Origin of the sequence: Streptosporangium sp. CA-115845 (genome assembly GCF_050943795.1) — a bacterium.
Classification (GTDB): Bacteria; Actinomycetota; Actinomycetes; order Streptosporangiales; family Streptosporangiaceae; genus Streptosporangium.
This window is the reverse complement of the sequence record NZ_CP191988.1, coordinates 266911-283835: the sequence shown is the minus strand read 5'-3', so window position 1 is coordinate 283835 and position 16925 is coordinate 266911. Positions and strand designations below refer to the sequence as shown.

Sequence of the window (16925 nt, the reverse complement as noted above, 5' to 3'; positions counted from 1 at the left end):
TCGGCGCCCGAAGGGTTCACGAACACGCCGGTCAGCCTGATCGATCCCTCAGGCCCGTGTTCCGGATTCGGCCATCGGCCCGAACACCGAGCGGCAGTCGCCTACTGAGACGGACCCTGGTCGATGCGGAGCCGAAGCGCGCGTGGTCCGCGGACCTGGCCGGTGGACCAGGTCACGGCCGCCGGGTCGTGCAGGCCGAAGTTCGGGATCCGCTCAAGCCAGACCTTCAGGGCGACCCGCGGCTCCATCCGCGCGAGGTGCGAGCCCACGCAGCGGTGGGTGCCGAGTGCCTAGGAGAGGTACGGCAGGCGGGCCGAGCGGTAGAGCACGACGATCAAGGCCACGATGGCCGCGAACCAGGCGACCAACACGAAAAGCCCCAGGTCGGCATAGCCGTGCTGGACTAACGCACCGAGCACTCCCAGGCCGACCACGGCCCAGCGCAGTACGTCGAGCAGAGCGGCCGGGGAGATGGCCCCGCGAGGACGGATCTGTCTGATGATGGCGTCGGTGATCAGCCAGACAGCGATCAAAGCGCCTGCCGCGTTGGCGATGCCGACCACCTCCCCCAGGGAGGAACTCGACAAGGTACGGCTCGAATCCGCGACGGACACGATCGTGGCGACAAGCGAGGTGCAGGCCATGGCGACAGCGGCCGGCCTGGCCCGGCCGAAGGGATCGTCGGCGGATCGCTCCAACCGGAACAGCCCGGACACGCACAGGCCCCAGCCGAAGGGGTCGAACAGCAGGTCGAAACCGTTGAAGCGGAAGGCGCCGAAGACGAAGACGAAACCGGTGGCGATCCTGGCGACCGGACGCATCCGCCCTGGCCTTTCAGGCTTGTCGTCCGCGGATGAGCCGGCCCTCAGAACCATTTTGTACTCAACACCTCATTGCAGATCTTGCCTGCGAGACCTCGCTGCCAGGCGACCTGGAGACGCTCCGCGGGTCCTGTCAGTTGCCATGAGTCCCACGTCACCTCCGCCGACCCCGACCCCAGCCAGGTTCTGTACGTGAACCTGACCGGCTGGGGCTCGTGTGGCACCGCCGCGCAGTCGGTGATGACAACGCGCCTCGTCAGGGTTTCGAAGTCACCACCCTTCACGGTGACCACGGAGCGTTCCTTTTTCGTCTCGTCAGCGGGTAGCAGGTGGAGGCCCGGCATTTCCGCCGAGATACCGGTGAGGGTGAAGGCCACCCCTTCGTTTTCAAGCTCGATATTCAGGCTGGCGTACAGGACGCCGTTCTTGTCCACCTCGGGGGAGAGGAAGAAATCGTCGATGCTCCACCGGATATGCGGAGTCGGCACCCCCGACCACCATATGCCCGTCACAATGAGCACAAGTGACAGGAAACCGAATACCGTTGACGAGACCAAAGACCGCACACGCTGAGAGCGCCATGTAGCAACGCCAAATTGCTGCCATATGTCACCTGAATCCACGATTCAAAACCATATATGGTGGCATCTCGTGACGATACCCCCAATGATCTCCTGGGTAGCCGCCGTAATCGTCGTACTGGTGGCGGCCATGCCAGTCACACAGGAGCGACTCACCAGGTTCACCGCGCTCCTTGACCTTTCCGTCACAGCGGCCAACGCCCGTCAGGTCATCGACCACTTCGCCGGTCTGCGCCGGTGGCGTCTGATCGCACTCGTCTTCGCCGTCCCCCTGGCGTGTTTCACCGACGATCCGTTCTACCTGGTTCTGGGCTGGTGTGCCGCCTCCATCTTCCTGCACGTACGACCACCGACCCCAACGCTCCGCGATCACGGTGACGCGGAGGGCCACGGCATGGAGATCTACCGAAAGGCGTGGCTGCTCGGTGTGGGCGGTGCCGTGGTGGCAGGCGGTTATCTGCTGACGGACCACGGCGCCACTCCGGCACGTCTGACCCACGCCGTCATCATGATCATTGTGACGGCGGCCGTACCGTTTGCCGCCCGGAATCTGCGAACCGGGCCGACTACCGAAGCGCCCGACGACACGACCCAGGCCGGTCTGGCGATTCGCCAATGGTCGACGCGGAACCTCTACCTCGCGGGAACCGCGGTCGTACTGGCAGGCGCGATACTCACTCCCGGGCAGCCACCACAGCGCGAGCTGCCCGAACACTCGATGCCCAGGTCGTTCCGGAATGACATGGCCATGTTCACGAAGGTGGACAAATATGCGGCGCCTACCTGTCCGTGGATCGATCAGATGGACGATCCCTGCCGGTATTGGCTGGTGAACGGACAACCGTTTCCGCAGGCCGCGCCTTACACCGTCAAAAAAGGCAAGGCACCCCGGCAGGCGCCGTTCGTCCGCAGTCCCGATAAAAAGGCCATCGTTTACTTGGGCAGAGACGACCGCCGCATGGCCTACCAGGACGCCAAGGGCATTCACCACCTCACCGGCAACCTGGCTGACGCCGAAGTACCCACACCCGCATTCCTCGGTCAGAGCAGGTATGTCGCCCTGACCAAGAATGGCACCCGGATCACCGACACCAAGACCTGGACCACAGTGTCGATCCCCGGTGCTCAACGCGTCCACGCCCTCAACAGGAGCGGGATCGTGGTCACGACGGCCTCTCAGGTGCTCGTGCTCGACCACCGAGGAAAGACGCGGATGAGCCTTCCCCTCAGGAAGGCCAGGAAGAACACCCGCGAGGACACGTATCACCTCCGGCCGGACGGAAAACGCCTTGTGGCCATCCGGGACTTCGGGAGTCGCGTCGAAACCTTCGACCCGGAAACCGGCAGGCGTTTGTCCAGCGTCACTCCCACGTTCCCCGGCGACGATTTCCTTGACGTTGGCCTCGGCTGGTCCGAACAAGGCCTTTTCCTGGTCCGCAGCGCCCTGAGCGAACGCGTCTACTACCTCAATCTGGCGACAGGCGAACTCCGGAGACGCAACTGAACCGCTCTCCCGAGAGCACACGAACGATTCACGCCGGAGACCGGGCCTGGTCGACGCGGAGCCGAAGTGTCCGAGGTCCGCGGACCTGGCCGGTGGACCAGGTCACGGCCGACGGGTCGTGGAGGCTGAAGTTCGGGATCCGCTCAAGCCAGACCTCCAGGGCGACCCGCAGCTCCATCCGGGCGAGGTGCGAGCCCACACAGCGGTGGATACCGAGGCCGAACGCGGCGTGCCGGTTGACCTCGCGATCGATGACGACCTCGTCCGCTCGCTCGAACTGCGCCGGGTCCCGGTTGGCCGCCGGGAACGACAGCAGGATCCAGTCGTCCGCCTTCATGTCGACGCCGTTCCAGTGCGTGTCCTCCCTGACCAGCCGGGCCATCGTGACCGGCGCGTAGACCCGGAGGAACTCCTCCATCGCGGTCGGCAGCAGCGCGGGCTCGTCGACCAGGCGCTCGCGGTCGGCCGGGGTCTTCGCGAGATGCCACAGCGACGCGCCGATCGCGCTCCAGGTCGTGTCGATGCCGGCGATGAGCAGCAGGGCCATCGTGCCGGCCACGTGCGACGGGTCGAGCTTGCGGCCGTACAGCTCGGCGTTGACGAGGTAGGTCGTCAGGTCGTCACGCGGGTCGTCGACGTGGTCGCGGACCTGCGCGAGCAGGTAGTCGAACAGGCTCCCCATCCGCGCCATGCGCTCCTCTGGCGGCAGGTTGATGCCTTCGAGCGTGTTCTCCACGAATTCACGGAACCGCGGCCCGTCCTCGGGTGGGAAGCCGAGCATGTCGGCGATGACCCGCATCGGGATGTACTGGGCGTAGTCACGGGCGGCGTCGACGGTGGGCTGCCCCTCGAACGCGTCGATGAGCGAGTGGCACAACGCTCTCGTCGCCTGCTCCCGCCTGGCGACCGCGCTCTTGGTGAACGCCGGGAGCAGCAGTCTGCGCGCGTCGTGGTGGAACGGCGGATCGGAGGAGATCGGCGGCGTGCCACCCACCGGCGCCACCTCCCGGGGCGGCCGGAAGTTGCTCATGATGATCGACCGTGAGGAGAAGTGCTCGGTGTCATAGGCGATCGCGGCGACGTCCTCGTAGCGGGTGGGCAGCCAGCCGCCGCCGAACCGGTCGGTGTGCGCGATCGGGCAGCGCTGCCGCAGATCGTCCTGGATGGGGTACGGGTCGGCGGCCCACTCGGGCTCCAGGTGGGAGAAATCGGTCGCCCAATCCGAGACCGGACCGGTGATGATCTCGTTGCGGGTGCCGAGGGGCAGGTCTGCCCGCGATTCCCGGAAGTCTCGGGTGAAGCGGTCGTCTCCGGTCATGTCACGCCTCCTGCACGATGTCGATCGCTCGTTCGGGGCAGTTGGACACGGCCAGGTAGGCCACATGCTCATCTCCCGGCGGCACGACTCCGTCCGCGACGACCTGCCCGTAGCCCTCCTCGTCCTCGGTGAACAGGGTGGGGGCGAGGTCGTAGCAGCGGCCATGTCCCTGGCATTTTTCAGAATTCATCTGGACTATCACTACGGTGCTCCACTCTGTGCGGGGGTGTCGTCAGCAGGGGCGAGGCCTGCCACGACTCGGGCGAGCAGCGTGCCCCACTCCGCGTCGTCGACCCCGTGCAGGCCGGGTGGGACGAGCGCGCTGCCCATCGCGAGCAGCAGGCAGAAGTGGGCGAGCGCGTTCGGCGACAGCGTGGGGTCGAGCTCGCCGTCGTTCTGGGCGACGCGCACCAGCCCGGCGAGCCAGTCGGAACGTTCACCGACGTAGTCACGCATCGGCCGGGCGACGTCCTCGTCACGGCGGGCGGCGACCAGCGCCTCGACGATGAGGGCGCCGCGGACGTCTCGCCGACGGGGCAGCCAGCGGCCGACGACAAGCAGCAGATCCGTGATCGACCGGTCGGGGTCGGCGGCGAACAGGTCGGCGAGCAACTGTGGCCCGTACGCGCGCAGCGCGGTCACGAGCAACTCGGCCTTCGAGCCGAAGTGCGCGTACAGCGCGCCGTTGCTCACCCCCGCGGCCGCGGCGATGTCGGCCACCCGCGTGCCGTCGTACCCACGCTTGGCGAAGACCTCCGCCGCCGCGTCCAGCAACCGCTCCCGGGTCTCCGCGGCGGTGACACCCGCGATGCGCCCCATACAGGAAGTAAAAGAGCATTCATTTAATTCGTCAAGAGCCTTGTTCTACAGCCCCGGCTTGTGTCTGGGGCCCTTGCAGATGTCAGTACGGCACGTGAGTTGTCAGTGGACTTGGCAGTGGGCCATCGGGGATGGCAGTAGACGCGTGTACGACAGGAGGTTCAGCCCGTGGCATCTGGCCGTATCCCTCGGCGTTTGACGTTGGTGGTTGAGCCACAGCCGGGTGAGTCGTTCGCCTCTTGGGTTGATCGGATGGCGGTGCGGAACGGATGCCCGCCGTGGACGCTCGTTGAGTCTTTGGGGCTGGACGTGCGTGCGAAGGCTGGCGATGTCCGCTCGCTGGCGTACGGCGTCGTCGCGAATCCAGAGACGTACGAGGCGATCAAGTCCGCCACGGGAGTGGATGCCAAGATCGTCCGGGGAATGCACCTGGAAGTGTTCGACGGCTCCGCCGTGAACTTGGCGGGCGTCCGTGTGGGGGACAAGGAGTCGGTCCGCCGGGCGGAGACTCGTGAGTGGGCGCAATTCTTCGGCGGTCGGGCTTGCTCAGAGTGCTTGGCGGCTTCGGAGGGAGCGTGGCAGATGTGGTGGAAGCTGGGTTGGGCCGGGGTCTGTCCGATCCATCGGGTGGGTCTGGTGGATCACTGCCCATCATGTCGCGTACGCATACGACGGGGGTCAGCTGGTCAGCCGCGTGGCCTGTCCCGCACACGCGTACCTGCCCCGCTGCAATGCGGCGCGATCCTCAGCGGGAGTGTTTGCGATCAACCGATCCCGCAGATCAGGACGAGTACGGTGAGCAATCAACTCGTCCACGCGCAACGGATGATGCTCGGGGTGGCGACGCGCCGCCGACCTGCGCTGATCGCGGCCCAGGTGGTGGGGGCCAGCCAGTGGTTCGCGGCGTTGAAAGCGATTGCGATGTTGGTCCGCCTGGGGATGCCGGAGGTTCTGCCTCTACTGGATGCGATGCCTCCCGATGCCCGGCGGGCAATGGCCACAGAAGCGGTGGTGCGCCGGTGGAATCGGGCAGGGTCAGCGGGCCGCTTCGGGATGATTCCACAGACCGCGTTGGTGGCAGCGGGATTGCTGGCAGTGGCCTTGCGCGTGGTCGCCGCGGAGGGGGAATGGGAATTGGCGGCCCGGTTGAAGCCACTGGCCGCAGCCGCTCGAATCAGATGGAACGGGCGGCATCCGGATCCGCTCGCGGAATTGGATCTGCCATCCGTGTTTGCAGAAGCCCTAGATGTCTTGCCTCGGCGCGGTCGCCGGTCCTGAGCGAGGCGGGGGAGTGGAATGGTGGTGAATCGATTGGTCTGTGGGCAATGGGTCCAACTAAGGGGGCATGGCAGGGAAAGCGAGGACAGAGCCGATCACAGGGCGCTACTGTGACTTGCATCACAGTAGTCTACCGGGCGTTGCCGAGGTCTGGATGACCAAGAACAGGCGGCCTGACGGTCTATGGAGGCGTGATGAAGCTGGCTGCCGACCTGCAGCTACGCAGCGTCCAAGTTCGCTACCTGCACCCGGATGGGCAGGAAGAGCGCTGCTCGCTCGAAGATGCCGCCGAGGTGGCCTTCGAGAACTGCGGCGCGATCCGGCGCATCCCGCACCGCGCCGATCAGGCGCACACACCGAGCACCCACTGGTCCTCCACGACGAACCGGATGATTGAATGCGAGTCGTATCTGGAGAGCGTCTGGATGACGCTGCTGGACTTCAACCCCGAGGTGAGCGGCTTCTCCGGCCAGCCGATGCAACTGTTCGGTGTGGATGATCGCGGCTCCTGGAAGGCCACGCCTGACTTGTTCGTCCGCTGGCTGGACGGCTCGGCGACGATGATGGAAGTGAAGAATCCCGCCCGGCTGGCCGATGCGAAGGTGAAGGCGACCGCCGAGCGGGTGGCGGCCTGCTGCGCGGTGGCGGGCTGGGGCTATGAACTGGTCGGCGAACCGCCTGGGCGGCAGCGCACGATCAACGTGCTGGCGTTGGCGGGTTATCGCCGCGAGATGGTGGGGGTGAGCCACTACCGTGCGCAGCTGCTGTCCCTGGCTGGCGAGCCGGTGCAACTAGGACAGCTGGTCAGCTTTACCGCCGAACCGCTGGTGGCCCGTGCGGTCGTGCTGCACCTGTGCTGGACCGGGGAACTGGCAGTGGACCTGACCCGGCCGCTGGAGGACACCAGCCTGGTTCAGGCCACTACGGCGAGCAGCGGCGCTGGGGCGCGGCAGTGAGCGGAGACGGAGAGGCGACCGGTCGGCGGCTGGCGACGGGCGAGTGGGTGTGGTTCAACGACGCACGCCACCAGGTGGTCGGTCAGAGCGGCAGCGAGGTTCACCTGCGGTCGGCCGGTGGGGAGTGGACGGCCATCTACATCGCGGCCCTGATGGCGGCGCCCGGGTTTCGGCTGGTCAGCGAGATCTCTGCCGAGTCGGCCTCCTCTGCCGTCGACGCCGGGGCGCTGCTGGACGGCTTGCCGGAGGACAAGGCGGCAGCAGTGCGTGACCTCGAAGCGCACTTGAACGAGATCAAAACCGGCTACCGCAGCGGCGATCCGGAGCAGGCCGCACCAGGTGAGCCACGCCCCGCCTACGATCTGGCGTTACATCCGCGGCGCGGTGATCGGGTCCGGGCTAAAGCCGCTGAACTCGGCATCAGCGAGCGGACGATCTGGCGCAAGCTGCGCCGTTTCCGTACGGAGGAACGCCCCGGGTTGATCGACGGGCGCGGCGCTGAGGTACGCGATCCGCTGGCCCGCGCCGATCAGCGAGTGCTGGATGCGATCCTCGCGCAGCACCGGGTCGGTGAACGGGAGGACTCCACCGGCGGCTTGGACCGGTTCTGCCGGCGGCTGCAGGATCGGCTGGATCACGAGTACGGACTGGGGACGGTGCAGATTCCCTCTGCCAAGACCGTCGCCCGCTACGTTGAGGTGCTGCTGCCGGGCCAGTACACCTTCGGTCGCGCTCCCTCGCGGCGCAGCGCGGCGGCGCGGCCGCAGCGTTCCTACCGGCCAGACCCGGCGGTGCGGCCGGGCCAGGTGGTGATGATCGACGCCACCCCGCTGGACGTGATCGCCTACGACCCGATCGGCGACGTCACCCATAAGGTGCACGTCGTGCTGGCGATCGACGTCGCGACCCGGACGCTGCTGGCCTGGCGGATGACCGTGAGCGACACCCGTGCGGTCGACGTGGTGATGCTGCTCAACGACGCGATCACACCGGAGCCGATGCGGCCCGGCTGGCAGCAAGCGCTGGCATTCCGGATGCTGCGCCTGCCCATCACCCGCGAGGTGGACCTGGAAGAGCGGCTGGAGCTGGCCGCGGCCCGGCCGGTGATCTGGCCGGAGGAGATCCTCGCCGACCACGCCAAGGTCAACCTGTCGGACGCGCTTCGCGAGGCCTGCCTGGATCTGGGTATCAACCTGGGCCTGGCCCGCAAGGCCAACCCCACCGACAAAGCCAACATTGAACGCGCCTTCGGCATTATCAGTGAAGATTTCGCCAAGCATGTCGCCGGCTACAAGGGCTCTGACACCTCCAGCCGGGGCCGGCTGGAGGAGCACGCCGCCCGGTGGAGCCTGGAGGACTTGGAGGAGTTCTTCGCCGAGTACGTGGTGGCCATCTATCAGCGGCGCGTGCATTCGGGACTGATCGTCCCGGGGTTCCCCGAGCTGGAGATGTCACCGAACCAGGCTTACAGCCTGATGGTGGCCCGCTACGGCTACATCGTCTGCCCGCCGAGTTCGCACCACTACTGCAAGCGGCTGCCGATCGAGTACCGGGTGATCCGCCCGGAGGGGGTGCAGCGCGACTACCTCATCTACGATGATCCGATCCTGGGCAACTACCGGCGGGCGATCTCGCCCGTCCCGGGCAAGGGCAGGAAGTGGCCGATCCGCTACCACCCCGGTGACCCCAGCCGGGTGTTCATCTTCCTCGAAGGCGCCTGGCACGTGCTGTTTTGGACGCATCTGCCGGACCCGGCCATCCCGTTCACCTGGCGAATGGTCGAACAGGCCCGGAAACTGCTGCACGAGGGCGGACTGCGCGAGCCGAGCCAGCAGGACATCGCCCAGGCCCTGGTGGATCTGCAACGCCGCATGGACGCACCCGAGTCGGCCACCGCCCGCACCCGCCGCGAGCTGCTGCGGGCCCGCGAGGACGCGCGCGCCATCAAACGTGATCAAGCTCGCGCCCAGATCCGCGAACAGGAGGAGCCGCCTCCGGCGCTGACCTTGGTCCCGCCCGCCGAAGAGAAGGAGCCTGTGGATGCGGTCGTGGTGGACCTGAGCGAGCTTGAGGAGTTCGAGATCTGGAACCCCGGCGCGCCGCAGGGGCCGGACGGCGCATGAGCAAGCGTGTCGCGCAGCCGCGTACCAAGGAGCACTGGCGCGAGCTCTGCGCCCGCCAGGCCCCGCCGCGGCCGGAGCCGGTCAGCCGCAGCGAGTACGACAGCTGGCCCGCCGAGCGCCGGGGCCCGTTCGATGAGCAGCGCGCACGCTGCAACGCCAACCCGCCGTTCATCAAGCACCCACAGATTCTGCAGGTGCTGGCGGTGCTGAAGCCGAAACTGACCCAGGGCCGATATAGCGAGGACGGCACTTACCACAGTGCGATCATCAACGGGCCCGGGCACTGCGGCAAAACGTCGCTGCTGAAGATGATCGGCAAGGACTACGAGCTGGCCTGGCGTGAGCGCCACCCTGGCTGGGCGCCCCGGCCCGGCGTGTCCGCGTCGGAGTTCCGCGGCGACTTCCTCGGCGACCGGGTGCCGGTCATCTACGTCAGCGTCAGCACCGGCGCCACCGCAGGCATGCTCTCCCAGGCCGTCGGCAAGTTTTTGCACGTCCCGACCCCCGGCCGCGCAGCGAACAAGTGGACGTTGACCGACCCTGTGCTGGATGCGATGGAGGCCGGCGGTACCGAACTGCTGCTCCTGGACGACCTGCACATGCTGGACAAGATCCGCGACGATGGCCAGGAAATGAACGACCACATCAAGAACCTAGCCAACCATGCCGCGGTCACCATCGTCGGCGCGGGGATCCTGTTGGAGCAGGGCAACCTGTTCACCGACGGAGCTCCGCCCCGCACCCTCCCAGGCAAGGCCGGCACTGCCCTCAACGGACACGAGCGCGGCCGGGCCGGGCAGTTCGGCTCCCGTTTCGCCGACCTGCAACACCTGGCACCCTTCCGGATCACCACCGCAGAGAAACAGCGCACCTGGATGTCGCTGGTGCGTCACTTCGAGAGCAACTTGATCCTGCTCGATCACCAGCCCGACTCCCTCACCTTGAAGCACTGGCGTTACCTGTACGAACGCACGTCTGGCTACATCGGCGGGCTGGCGATGCTGTTCAAAGACGCGGCGCACATGGCGATGGACTCCGGTGCTGAAGCGCTCACCCGCGACATCTTGGACAGCGTGATCCTCGGTCACGACGATGAGGTCGACTACGCCAAGACCAAAGCCCGCCGTCAAGCCGCCGCCAAGCGCCGGGCGAAAAGCGCCCCGCCCGCGTCCGGGCAGAGCACGGGCACCGGATGATCCCGCGCTACACCGCCGAACTCGCCGAGTCCCCGCGGCCACCGCTGCGCCGACTGGCCCTGGTGCCCCCGCCGGCCGATGGCGAGGCTTTCCACTCCTGGTTCTTCCGCCTGGTCGAGGCACACCACAGCCACCGCGACACAATTACGTCCCTGCTCGGTCTGCCCGCTTACACGCCCCGGCGCTACACCTTGGGAGAGGACTTCTTCGCCATCCACGATGGGGAATACGTCTTCGAGAACCTGCGCGATGCCACCGGCCTGCGCGCCCGTGCCATGAACGCCATGCTGCTCACTGGCCAAGGCGGCCGATTCATCGCCCATAGCTGGACCGGCAACACCACCACCCGCCCTTGGCCATGGCGCACCGACACTGCAGCCATCTGCCCTCGTTGCCTGGCCGCGCCAACCCCGATCTGGCGCATCGCCTGGCATCTGCTGCCGTGTGTGGTCTGCCCCCTGCACCGCGTCTATCTGACGGGCTGGTGCCCAAGCTGCCACACCCGGATCAGCGTCGGCGACACCCCTCGCTATCGGCGCGAATGCAACGGACCCTTCGGTCGGCAAGGACGCATCATCGGCTCTCGGAACTGCCGCCAGCAGCTCGCTCAGCTCCCTTGCCATCAGCTCGGAGACGAGCGTCTCCTGCGCATCCAGCACGACCTCTGCGCCCGCCTACGTCGCCCACGAGATGGCCCCATCGAACCCACCAAGGACTTCTGGGACCTCTATGAGCTGCTATTTCGGCTGGCCATCTATCTGGGCACCCCAGAGATGCTGCCCACCGGCACCGACGTCCACCTCTGGTGGACCTTTCACGAGTTCTGCCATCTACGCGACCAACTCGCTCTGACCAGCGGCCCCGCAGCCCGCCAGTTCTGCCGCGACTTGCTCAATTACCAACCCGGACCGTTGCTCAGCGCGGCCGCGATGCTCATCGTCGATGAGATCCGCCTCGACGGCACTTTGCTGGACGCGCTGCGCTACTTCATAGACCAGCGCCGCTTCGACCCCTGGGCCGGAACCCTCTGGCACGAGTTCTGCGACGACTACCACCCCACTGCGATCACCAACCGGGTCCTCAACCACCTCAAGATCAGAAACGTGGACCCAGCACTGCTGAAACCGCTCGCTCTCTGGGAACCAGGCGCGCCACATCACCTGCACCGACCCGAAACCATCGAGGACCTCGGCCTCCCCGAAGCCGCACTACTCCTGGCCGGCGAAGGACTACGCCCATGACAGACGGCCGAAGACGTCCTTATGCCCCTGCAGTGAGCACATTCGCAGGCAACAAAATCGCGATCAGCGGTGTCCCTCACCTAGAAACTGCCGCGCGCCACGCAGTTCGGTCCGAAGCCGCCCCTGAGTCATGTCGCACCGCAGGCGCACATCCATCGGACCGGGCAAACCGGCCTCCGAGCGCAGCCCTGAAGGCACCTTGTCCGCGTCGAGTCCATCGCGCCGGGCGATGAGCAGCCCCAGCTCGTACCGGCTCACCGCATCGGCTCCGGCGACGTGGTGGATGCCGTGATACTCGGATGAGGCGAGTTCGAGGAGAGCTGCGGCGAGATCGGCGACATGCACGGGACATCGCACATCGTCGGTGAACAACGTTCCCCTGACCCCGCCGCCGGCCAGTCGATGCACCAGCGCCTCGTGCGGAGAACCGCCGTCACCGATGATCAGGGATGTCCGAACTACCGCTGAGTTCGGCACGATGGCGTCCACCGCCGTCTCGGCGGCGGCTTTGGCGGCACCGTACGGGGTGATCGGGTCGGGAACGCACGTCTCGTCATAGCGAATCGCCGCACCGGAGAAGACCGCGTCGCTGGACACATGAACCAGGCGCCCGCCTGCCGCGGAGGCGGCGAGAGCCACGTTCACGGCACCCACCGCCGTGGTCGCCCAATCCGTCTGCCGGAACGCGGCATTGATGACCACCTCCGGACGCAACGCGCCGATCAGGGCGCCAACTTCCTCTCGCCGGCGCACATCGAGCGGCGACCACTCAACACCCGCAATCTCTCCCGATCGGGTCAGGTAGGTCCCGGCCACCTCGTGCCCGGCCGTCAAACACCGCCGGGCGAGCTCGCCGCCGAGAAAGCCACTGCCACCGACGATGAGGATTCGCATGGGCGGCCACCATAGTCGCTCATGTTCAACTGGCGTTCGATCCGACACACATGGTGCTGTATCAGTCGCAGCGCGCAGCCGGTCGATCATGATGGGCTGCGATTTCAGGTACGGGACTCGCAGATCAGCCAGTGCTCACTCGACGGCTGTGGAGACATGGCCAAGCGGCGCCAGATGGGCGAGGTCGTATCAGCCGACCTCCATCAACTCGGCGGCAAACAGCGCGCTCGCCGCCCTGAGGATCTCGTTGGCACGCTTGAGCTCGGCGTTCTTTTTGCGGAGATCGCGCAGCTCTGCCAGTCGGATGGTAACCAGTTGGTCGTCGTCTTGGTGCGTGGCCTCATCCTCGCGAATCCATGTCCGCAGTGCTTCGCGATGGACTCCTAGATGCTCTGCCAGACGGCTGATGGCCGGTTTGGGTTCCGACTCCCGGTACAGCTGCACCGCATGCGATCTTAGGTCATCGGGGTACTTTCTTACGGCTGGCACCCGATCGTTCCTCTTCCCTCGTGAGCCGAGCGACCTTCTGATGGCGATCATGACAAGGCGTGATGCCATCTGAAACCTCACTTCGATCTCTAACGGAGAGCAAGGCGATCACACTCCGTTAGATGTACCACGCATGGTACAGACTTTGGGTGGGGTGCATACCAGGTTTGGTACGTGCCATCTGCGATCACGCCCCGACTCACTGAACTGCGTAGACAGTTCGGCATCAGGGTCCGTGAGGTGCGTGAACAGCGGGGGCTGACCCAGGAGACGCTGGGTGAGATGGCAGAGGTCGACAGAAAAACCATCAACCGGATCGAGAACGGCGCTTACAGTCCGTTGCTGGATCACGTGTTCAAGATCTCCGACGCGCTCCAAGTGTCAGCCGCTGAGCTGTTTCGTCAACCGATCTCGTGATCGTGCCAAACGCGAAAGCTCCGTGGTGCAAGCGCACCACGACGTGCTTGCCCGCCGGTGGCGGCAAAGGTACTCAAAGACGCCGGCCCGCTTGCTACGGGAAAACTCCATCGGCTGTGACGGCACGGCTCACCAGACCCTGATGATCTAGATAGGTTGCTCCCTCACTTCCGGCCTGCCGGCGATCACACCTGTCGGATGGCGGGTGCACGCCGCTCTCCCGGCAGACGTGAACGCGGAAACGCCGCCTTCACGCTCGGCCTTCTCGAAGACTCGGAGGGATTCCCCGCTCGACTTTCATCATATATCGTCGATATTCGATGAATGAGGAGAAGGAACCTCTGGCGCGGGCCGAGGCCGAGGAGTACGCGAGCTGGTTCAAGGCGCTGGCTGATGCCACGCGCATCCAGATCGTGTCGCTGCTGGCCAGGCGCCGCGAGCCGATGACCGTCGGGGAGATCGTGACCGCTTCCGGGGTGGGGCAGTCGACGGTCTCCCACCATTTGAAGATCCTGGCCGAGGTGCGCTTCGTGCTGGTGGACAAACAGGGCACCTCCAGCCTGTACCGGATCAATGAGGAGTGCGTGAGGTGCTTTCCCACCGCCGCCGACGTCGTGATGGGCAACCCCGTCCCAGCCACCCCCACCCGCGACTGAGGAGCCGAGCATGGCCCACGACGAGGTAACCGACCGCTATTCCAGCCTGGCCCGCGCAGCGATCTCCGGCGAGACCGTCATCGACTGTGGTCCCGACGCGTTCGAGCAGGGCTGCTTCGGCCCCGCTGGCTACGACGACACCGCGGGGTTGCCTGAGGGTGCGCTGCGCGCCAGCCTCGGCTGCGGCAACCCGGTCGCCGTCGCCGAGCTGCGTAAGGGCGAGACCGTGCTCGACCTGGGCTCCGGGGGCGGCATCGACGTTTTGCTGTCGGCGCGCCGCATCGGCCCGTACGGCAAGGCCTACGGCCTGGACGCCAGCGCCGACATGGTGGAGCTGGCTCGCCGCAACGCCGAGCAGGCGGGCGCGGCCAATGCCGAGTTCGTGTGCGGCACGATTGAGGCGATTCCGCTGGCGGATCACCTGGTCGACGTCGTCATCTCCAACTGCGTGATCAACCTGTCCAGTGACAAGGCGGCCGTGCTGGCCGAGACCTTCCGGGTGCTGCGGCCCGGCGGGCGCCTGGGCATCAGCGACGTCGTCACCGACAGCCTCACCGACAGTGTCACCGACGGAGCCGCCGAGGCGCGGCGACGCGCGGCCACCGAGCAGCGGGTGGGCTGCGTCGCTGGATCCCTCGCCGTCGTCGAATACCGGGCTCTGCTAGCGGCGACCGGGTTCGTGGCCACCTCGATCACTTTGACGGCCGATCACGGCGACGGCGTGCACTCGGCCATCGTCCAGGCGGTCAAGCCGGTGATCTCGCCGGGGCTGGAGATCCGGCCGATGCGTGAGGCTGACGCCTCCCAGGTGCTGGCCATCTACCAGGCGGGTCTGGAGGGCGGTCAGGCCAGCTTCGAGACCGTCGCACCCAGTTGGGAGGGCTTCACCGCCGGTAGGCTCCCGCGCCTGCGCTACGTCGCGGTCGACACCGACACCGACACCGGTGAGGTTGTCGGCTGGGTGGCCGCCTCACCGGTGTCGGCGCGCCCGGTCTACGCCGGAGTCGTCGAGCACAGCGTCTACGTCCATCCCGGCCGCCAGGCCCACGGCATCGGCCGCGCCCTGCTGACCGCGTTCATCACCGCCAGCGAAGACGCCGGCATCTGGACGATCCAGTCCGGGATCTTCCCGGAGAACGCGCCCAGCCTCTCCCTGCACCAGGCGCTCGGCTTTCGCGTGGTCGGCACCCGCGAGCGCGTCGGCCTCCACCACGGCACCTGGCGCGATGTGATCATGATGGAGCGGCGCAGCACAGCCGTCGGGCGATGACCTCAAGGGCGGGCAGACCGGGGGTGAGGTGCGGGAACATTCGGCGGCCGGTGGTGGTTATGCATCTCGTGGCCGGTGTGCCCAGTGTCCCCGGGCCTCACCTTCGCCTTCGCGGAATACCGTTCGGCTGGAGCCGCGTTGCGCATTTCGCCGAGAGGCGACCTGCACACCGGTACGCATACGGTGAAACCAAGGTCCCGCCCTGAGTCAGGGTGGGGCCTTCGGTGTGTCCGGGGGCCGTTAACGAACGGGCCACCAGTCCCGAAGCACAGGGAAGTTCATCCTCCTGCAGGAGCATGGCGAGCCAGCTTGATCGCCGAGATCAGCAGGATAGCGGCGAGGATGGGGATGAGGATCAGGTCAGGGATGGCGCCGAGCAGCAGGCCGCTCAGGAGCGCGCCGACGACCGAGCCGACGACCATGACCGCGATGAAGCGCAGGTTGGTGCCCAGGACGGCGAAGCTGCCATCGCGGCTGTAGCGGGTGAAGGCGACCAGCATGGTGGGCAGGGACACCAGCAGCGACAGGCTGCCCGCAGTCTTGATGTCGACGGCGTACAGCAGCACGATCGCAGGAATCAGCAGCTCACCGCCGGCCACGCCCATGATCGCGGCGACCACGCCGATGCCGAACCCGGCCGCTACCCCCGTGACCACCTGCACCGGGGCGGGCAGCACCATCGAGCCCAGGGCGGTGGTGTGGGTGAGCACCAGGGCGCCTGCCATGCCCACCATCAGGGCCGCCAGCACCTTGTACAAGGTGGCGGTGCGCATCCGCACCGCCCAGGCCGCCCCAGCCCAGGCACCTACCAGGCTTCCGGCCAGCAGGTTGACCGCCACCGTCCAGTGCGCGCCCAGCTCGGCGAGGGAGACGGCGGCCAGGCGGGCAGGCAGGGCGGTGAGCACCACGATCAGGCTCATCGCCTTGTTCACGATGACCGCTGACAGCGCGGCGAATCCGAACAGGCCGATCAACAGCGGCAGCCGGAACTCCGCGCCGCCCAGGCCGATCATCCCGCCCAGCAGGCCCACCGCCGCCCCGGTGCTAAAGACCAGCGGCGCCGAACCCGCCGCGCGGGAGGGGAGGGCGGCTTCGTTCGTGCTCACGCCCACCACGCTCCTTGCCGCCCGGCGCCCGCGCCGTGTGCGCGTCGGCTTCTACGATCTCCTACCGCCCCCGGCGGGCGACGTGCGGGGCTGAGACGGCCGCTGTGATCACCAGAGTTTGGGACTGCAGATTCGTTAGTGACCCCCTGCAGTCCGACGACTTCCCCTCTGGAGCATCCGCATCGGCAGCGTGCCAGACCGATGCTCCCTGACAGGGCTTATCTCCGAGCGGCCCCGGGCGGGGAAGGTGCACATC

The 16925-nt window shown here is 66.8% G+C and carries 17 protein-coding genes and 2 pseudogenes; 10 read left to right on the top strand and 9 right to left on the bottom strand.

The window, feature by feature from the left end; genetic code table 11:
* Positions 1 to 101: 101 nt before the first annotated feature.
* The 3 genes from ACQP0P_RS03355 to ACQP0P_RS03345 are packed head-to-tail and all read right to left on the bottom strand — an operon-like array spanning position 102 to position 1342.
* On the bottom strand, positions 102 to 269 hold the full coding sequence (locus ACQP0P_RS03355; protein ID WP_433370680.1) for a hypothetical protein: 168 nt from the start codon (positions 267 to 269) through the stop codon (positions 102 to 104).
* Between the two features lie 21 nt (positions 270 to 290).
* A complete protein-coding gene (locus ACQP0P_RS03350; protein ID WP_433370678.1) occupies positions 291 to 821 on the bottom strand; it encodes a hypothetical protein in 531 nt (176 codons plus the stop codon).
* Between the two features lie 44 nt (positions 822 to 865).
* Positions 866 to 1342 (bottom strand): hypothetical protein, encoded by a 477-nt coding sequence (locus ACQP0P_RS03345; RefSeq protein ID WP_433370675.1) that lies wholly within the window; start codon positions 1340 to 1342, stop codon positions 866 to 868.
* 145 nt (positions 1343 to 1487) lie between these two features.
* Between ACQP0P_RS03345 and ACQP0P_RS03340 the strand changes: the two genes are divergently transcribed.
* Positions 1488 to 2906, top strand: coding sequence for a hypothetical protein (locus ACQP0P_RS03340; RefSeq protein ID WP_433370673.1), 1419 nt, complete (start codon positions 1488 to 1490; stop codon positions 2904 to 2906).
* A 28-nt stretch (positions 2907 to 2934) separates the two neighbouring features.
* Here ACQP0P_RS03340 and ACQP0P_RS03335 read toward each other — a convergent pair whose 3' ends face one another.
* Genes ACQP0P_RS03335 through ACQP0P_RS03325 form a run of 3 tightly spaced genes read right to left on the bottom strand, consistent with a single transcriptional unit; the run spans position 2935 to position 5043 of the window.
* Complete coding sequence (locus tag ACQP0P_RS03335) at positions 2935 to 4224, bottom strand: cytochrome P450 (protein WP_433370671.1); 1290 nt, start codon at positions 4222 to 4224, stop codon at positions 2935 to 2937.
* Between the two features lies 1 nt (position 4225).
* Complete coding sequence (locus ACQP0P_RS03330) at positions 4226 to 4414, bottom strand: ferredoxin (RefSeq protein ID WP_433370668.1); 189 nt, start codon at positions 4412 to 4414, stop codon at positions 4226 to 4228.
* Between the two features lie 11 nt (positions 4415 to 4425).
* On the bottom strand, positions 4426 to 5043 hold the full coding sequence (locus ACQP0P_RS03325; protein WP_433370665.1) for a TetR family transcriptional regulator: 618 nt from the start codon (positions 5041 to 5043) through the stop codon (positions 4426 to 4428).
* A 252-nt stretch (positions 5044 to 5295) separates the two neighbouring features.
* Here ACQP0P_RS03325 and ACQP0P_RS03320 point away from each other — a divergent pair.
* From ACQP0P_RS03320 to ACQP0P_RS03295, 6 genes and pseudogenes are all read left to right on the top strand, one after another.
* A pseudogene (locus tag ACQP0P_RS03320) lies at positions 5296 to 5619 on the top strand (hypothetical protein); the annotation flags it as partial.
* A gap of 219 nt (positions 5620 to 5838) precedes the next feature.
* Positions 5839 to 6321 (top strand): hypothetical protein, encoded by a 483-nt coding sequence (locus tag ACQP0P_RS03315; protein ID WP_433358917.1) that lies wholly within the window; start codon positions 5839 to 5841, stop codon positions 6319 to 6321.
* 194 nt (positions 6322 to 6515) lie between these two features.
* Positions 6516 to 7277, top strand: coding sequence for a TnsA-like heteromeric transposase endonuclease subunit (locus tag ACQP0P_RS03310; protein WP_343961366.1), 762 nt, complete (start codon positions 6516 to 6518; stop codon positions 7275 to 7277).
* On the top strand, positions 7274 to 9400 hold the full coding sequence (locus tag ACQP0P_RS03305; RefSeq protein WP_433358713.1) for a hypothetical protein: 2127 nt from the start codon (positions 7274 to 7276) through the stop codon (positions 9398 to 9400). Before ACQP0P_RS03310 ends, ACQP0P_RS03305 begins: the two co-directional genes overlap by 4 nt.
* Entirely contained in the window at positions 9397 to 10596 is a 1200-nt protein-coding gene (locus ACQP0P_RS03300; protein WP_433358714.1) for a TniB family NTP-binding protein, read from the top strand. The genes ACQP0P_RS03305 and ACQP0P_RS03300 overlap by 4 nt, the downstream gene beginning before the upstream one ends.
* On the top strand, positions 10593 to 11837 hold the full coding sequence (locus ACQP0P_RS03295) for a TniQ family protein (RefSeq protein WP_433358715.1): 1245 nt from the start codon (positions 10593 to 10595) through the stop codon (positions 11835 to 11837). The genes ACQP0P_RS03300 and ACQP0P_RS03295 overlap by 4 nt, the downstream gene beginning before the upstream one ends.
* Before the next feature lie 63 nt (positions 11838 to 11900).
* Here ACQP0P_RS03295 and ACQP0P_RS03290 read toward each other — a convergent pair whose 3' ends face one another.
* On the bottom strand, positions 11901 to 12821 hold the full coding sequence (locus ACQP0P_RS03290; RefSeq protein ID WP_433370662.1) for an SDR family oxidoreductase: 921 nt from the start codon (positions 12819 to 12821) through the stop codon (positions 11901 to 11903).
* A 216-nt stretch (positions 12822 to 13037) separates the two neighbouring features.
* Positions 13038 to 13271: pseudogene (locus ACQP0P_RS03285) on the bottom strand (transposase); the annotation flags it as partial.
* 123 nt (positions 13272 to 13394) lie between these two features.
* On the opposite strand from ACQP0P_RS03285, the gene ACQP0P_RS03280 reads away from it, so the two are divergent.
* The 3 genes from ACQP0P_RS03280 (at position 13395) to ACQP0P_RS03270 (ending at position 15563) form a co-directional block, all read left to right on the top strand.
* Positions 13395 to 13637, top strand: a complete 243-nt coding sequence (locus ACQP0P_RS03280; RefSeq protein WP_433358716.1) for a helix-turn-helix transcriptional regulator — start codon at positions 13395 to 13397, stop codon at positions 13635 to 13637.
* Positions 13638 to 13957: 320 nt separating this feature from the next.
* Positions 13958 to 14293, top strand: a complete 336-nt coding sequence (locus tag ACQP0P_RS03275; protein ID WP_433358717.1) for an ArsR/SmtB family transcription factor — start codon at positions 13958 to 13960, stop codon at positions 14291 to 14293.
* Between the two features lie 10 nt (positions 14294 to 14303).
* Positions 14304 to 15563: a GNAT family N-acetyltransferase gene (locus ACQP0P_RS03270; RefSeq protein ID WP_433370660.1), complete on the top strand. Its 1260-nt coding sequence runs from the start codon at positions 14304 to 14306 to the stop codon at positions 15561 to 15563.
* A 278-nt stretch (positions 15564 to 15841) separates the two neighbouring features.
* On the opposite strand, the gene ACQP0P_RS03265 is transcribed toward ACQP0P_RS03270, so the two are convergent.
* Positions 15842 to 16669, bottom strand: a complete 828-nt coding sequence (locus tag ACQP0P_RS03265) for a TSUP family transporter (RefSeq protein WP_433358718.1) — start codon at positions 16667 to 16669, stop codon at positions 15842 to 15844.
* Between the last annotated feature and the right edge of the window lie 256 nt (positions 16670 to 16925).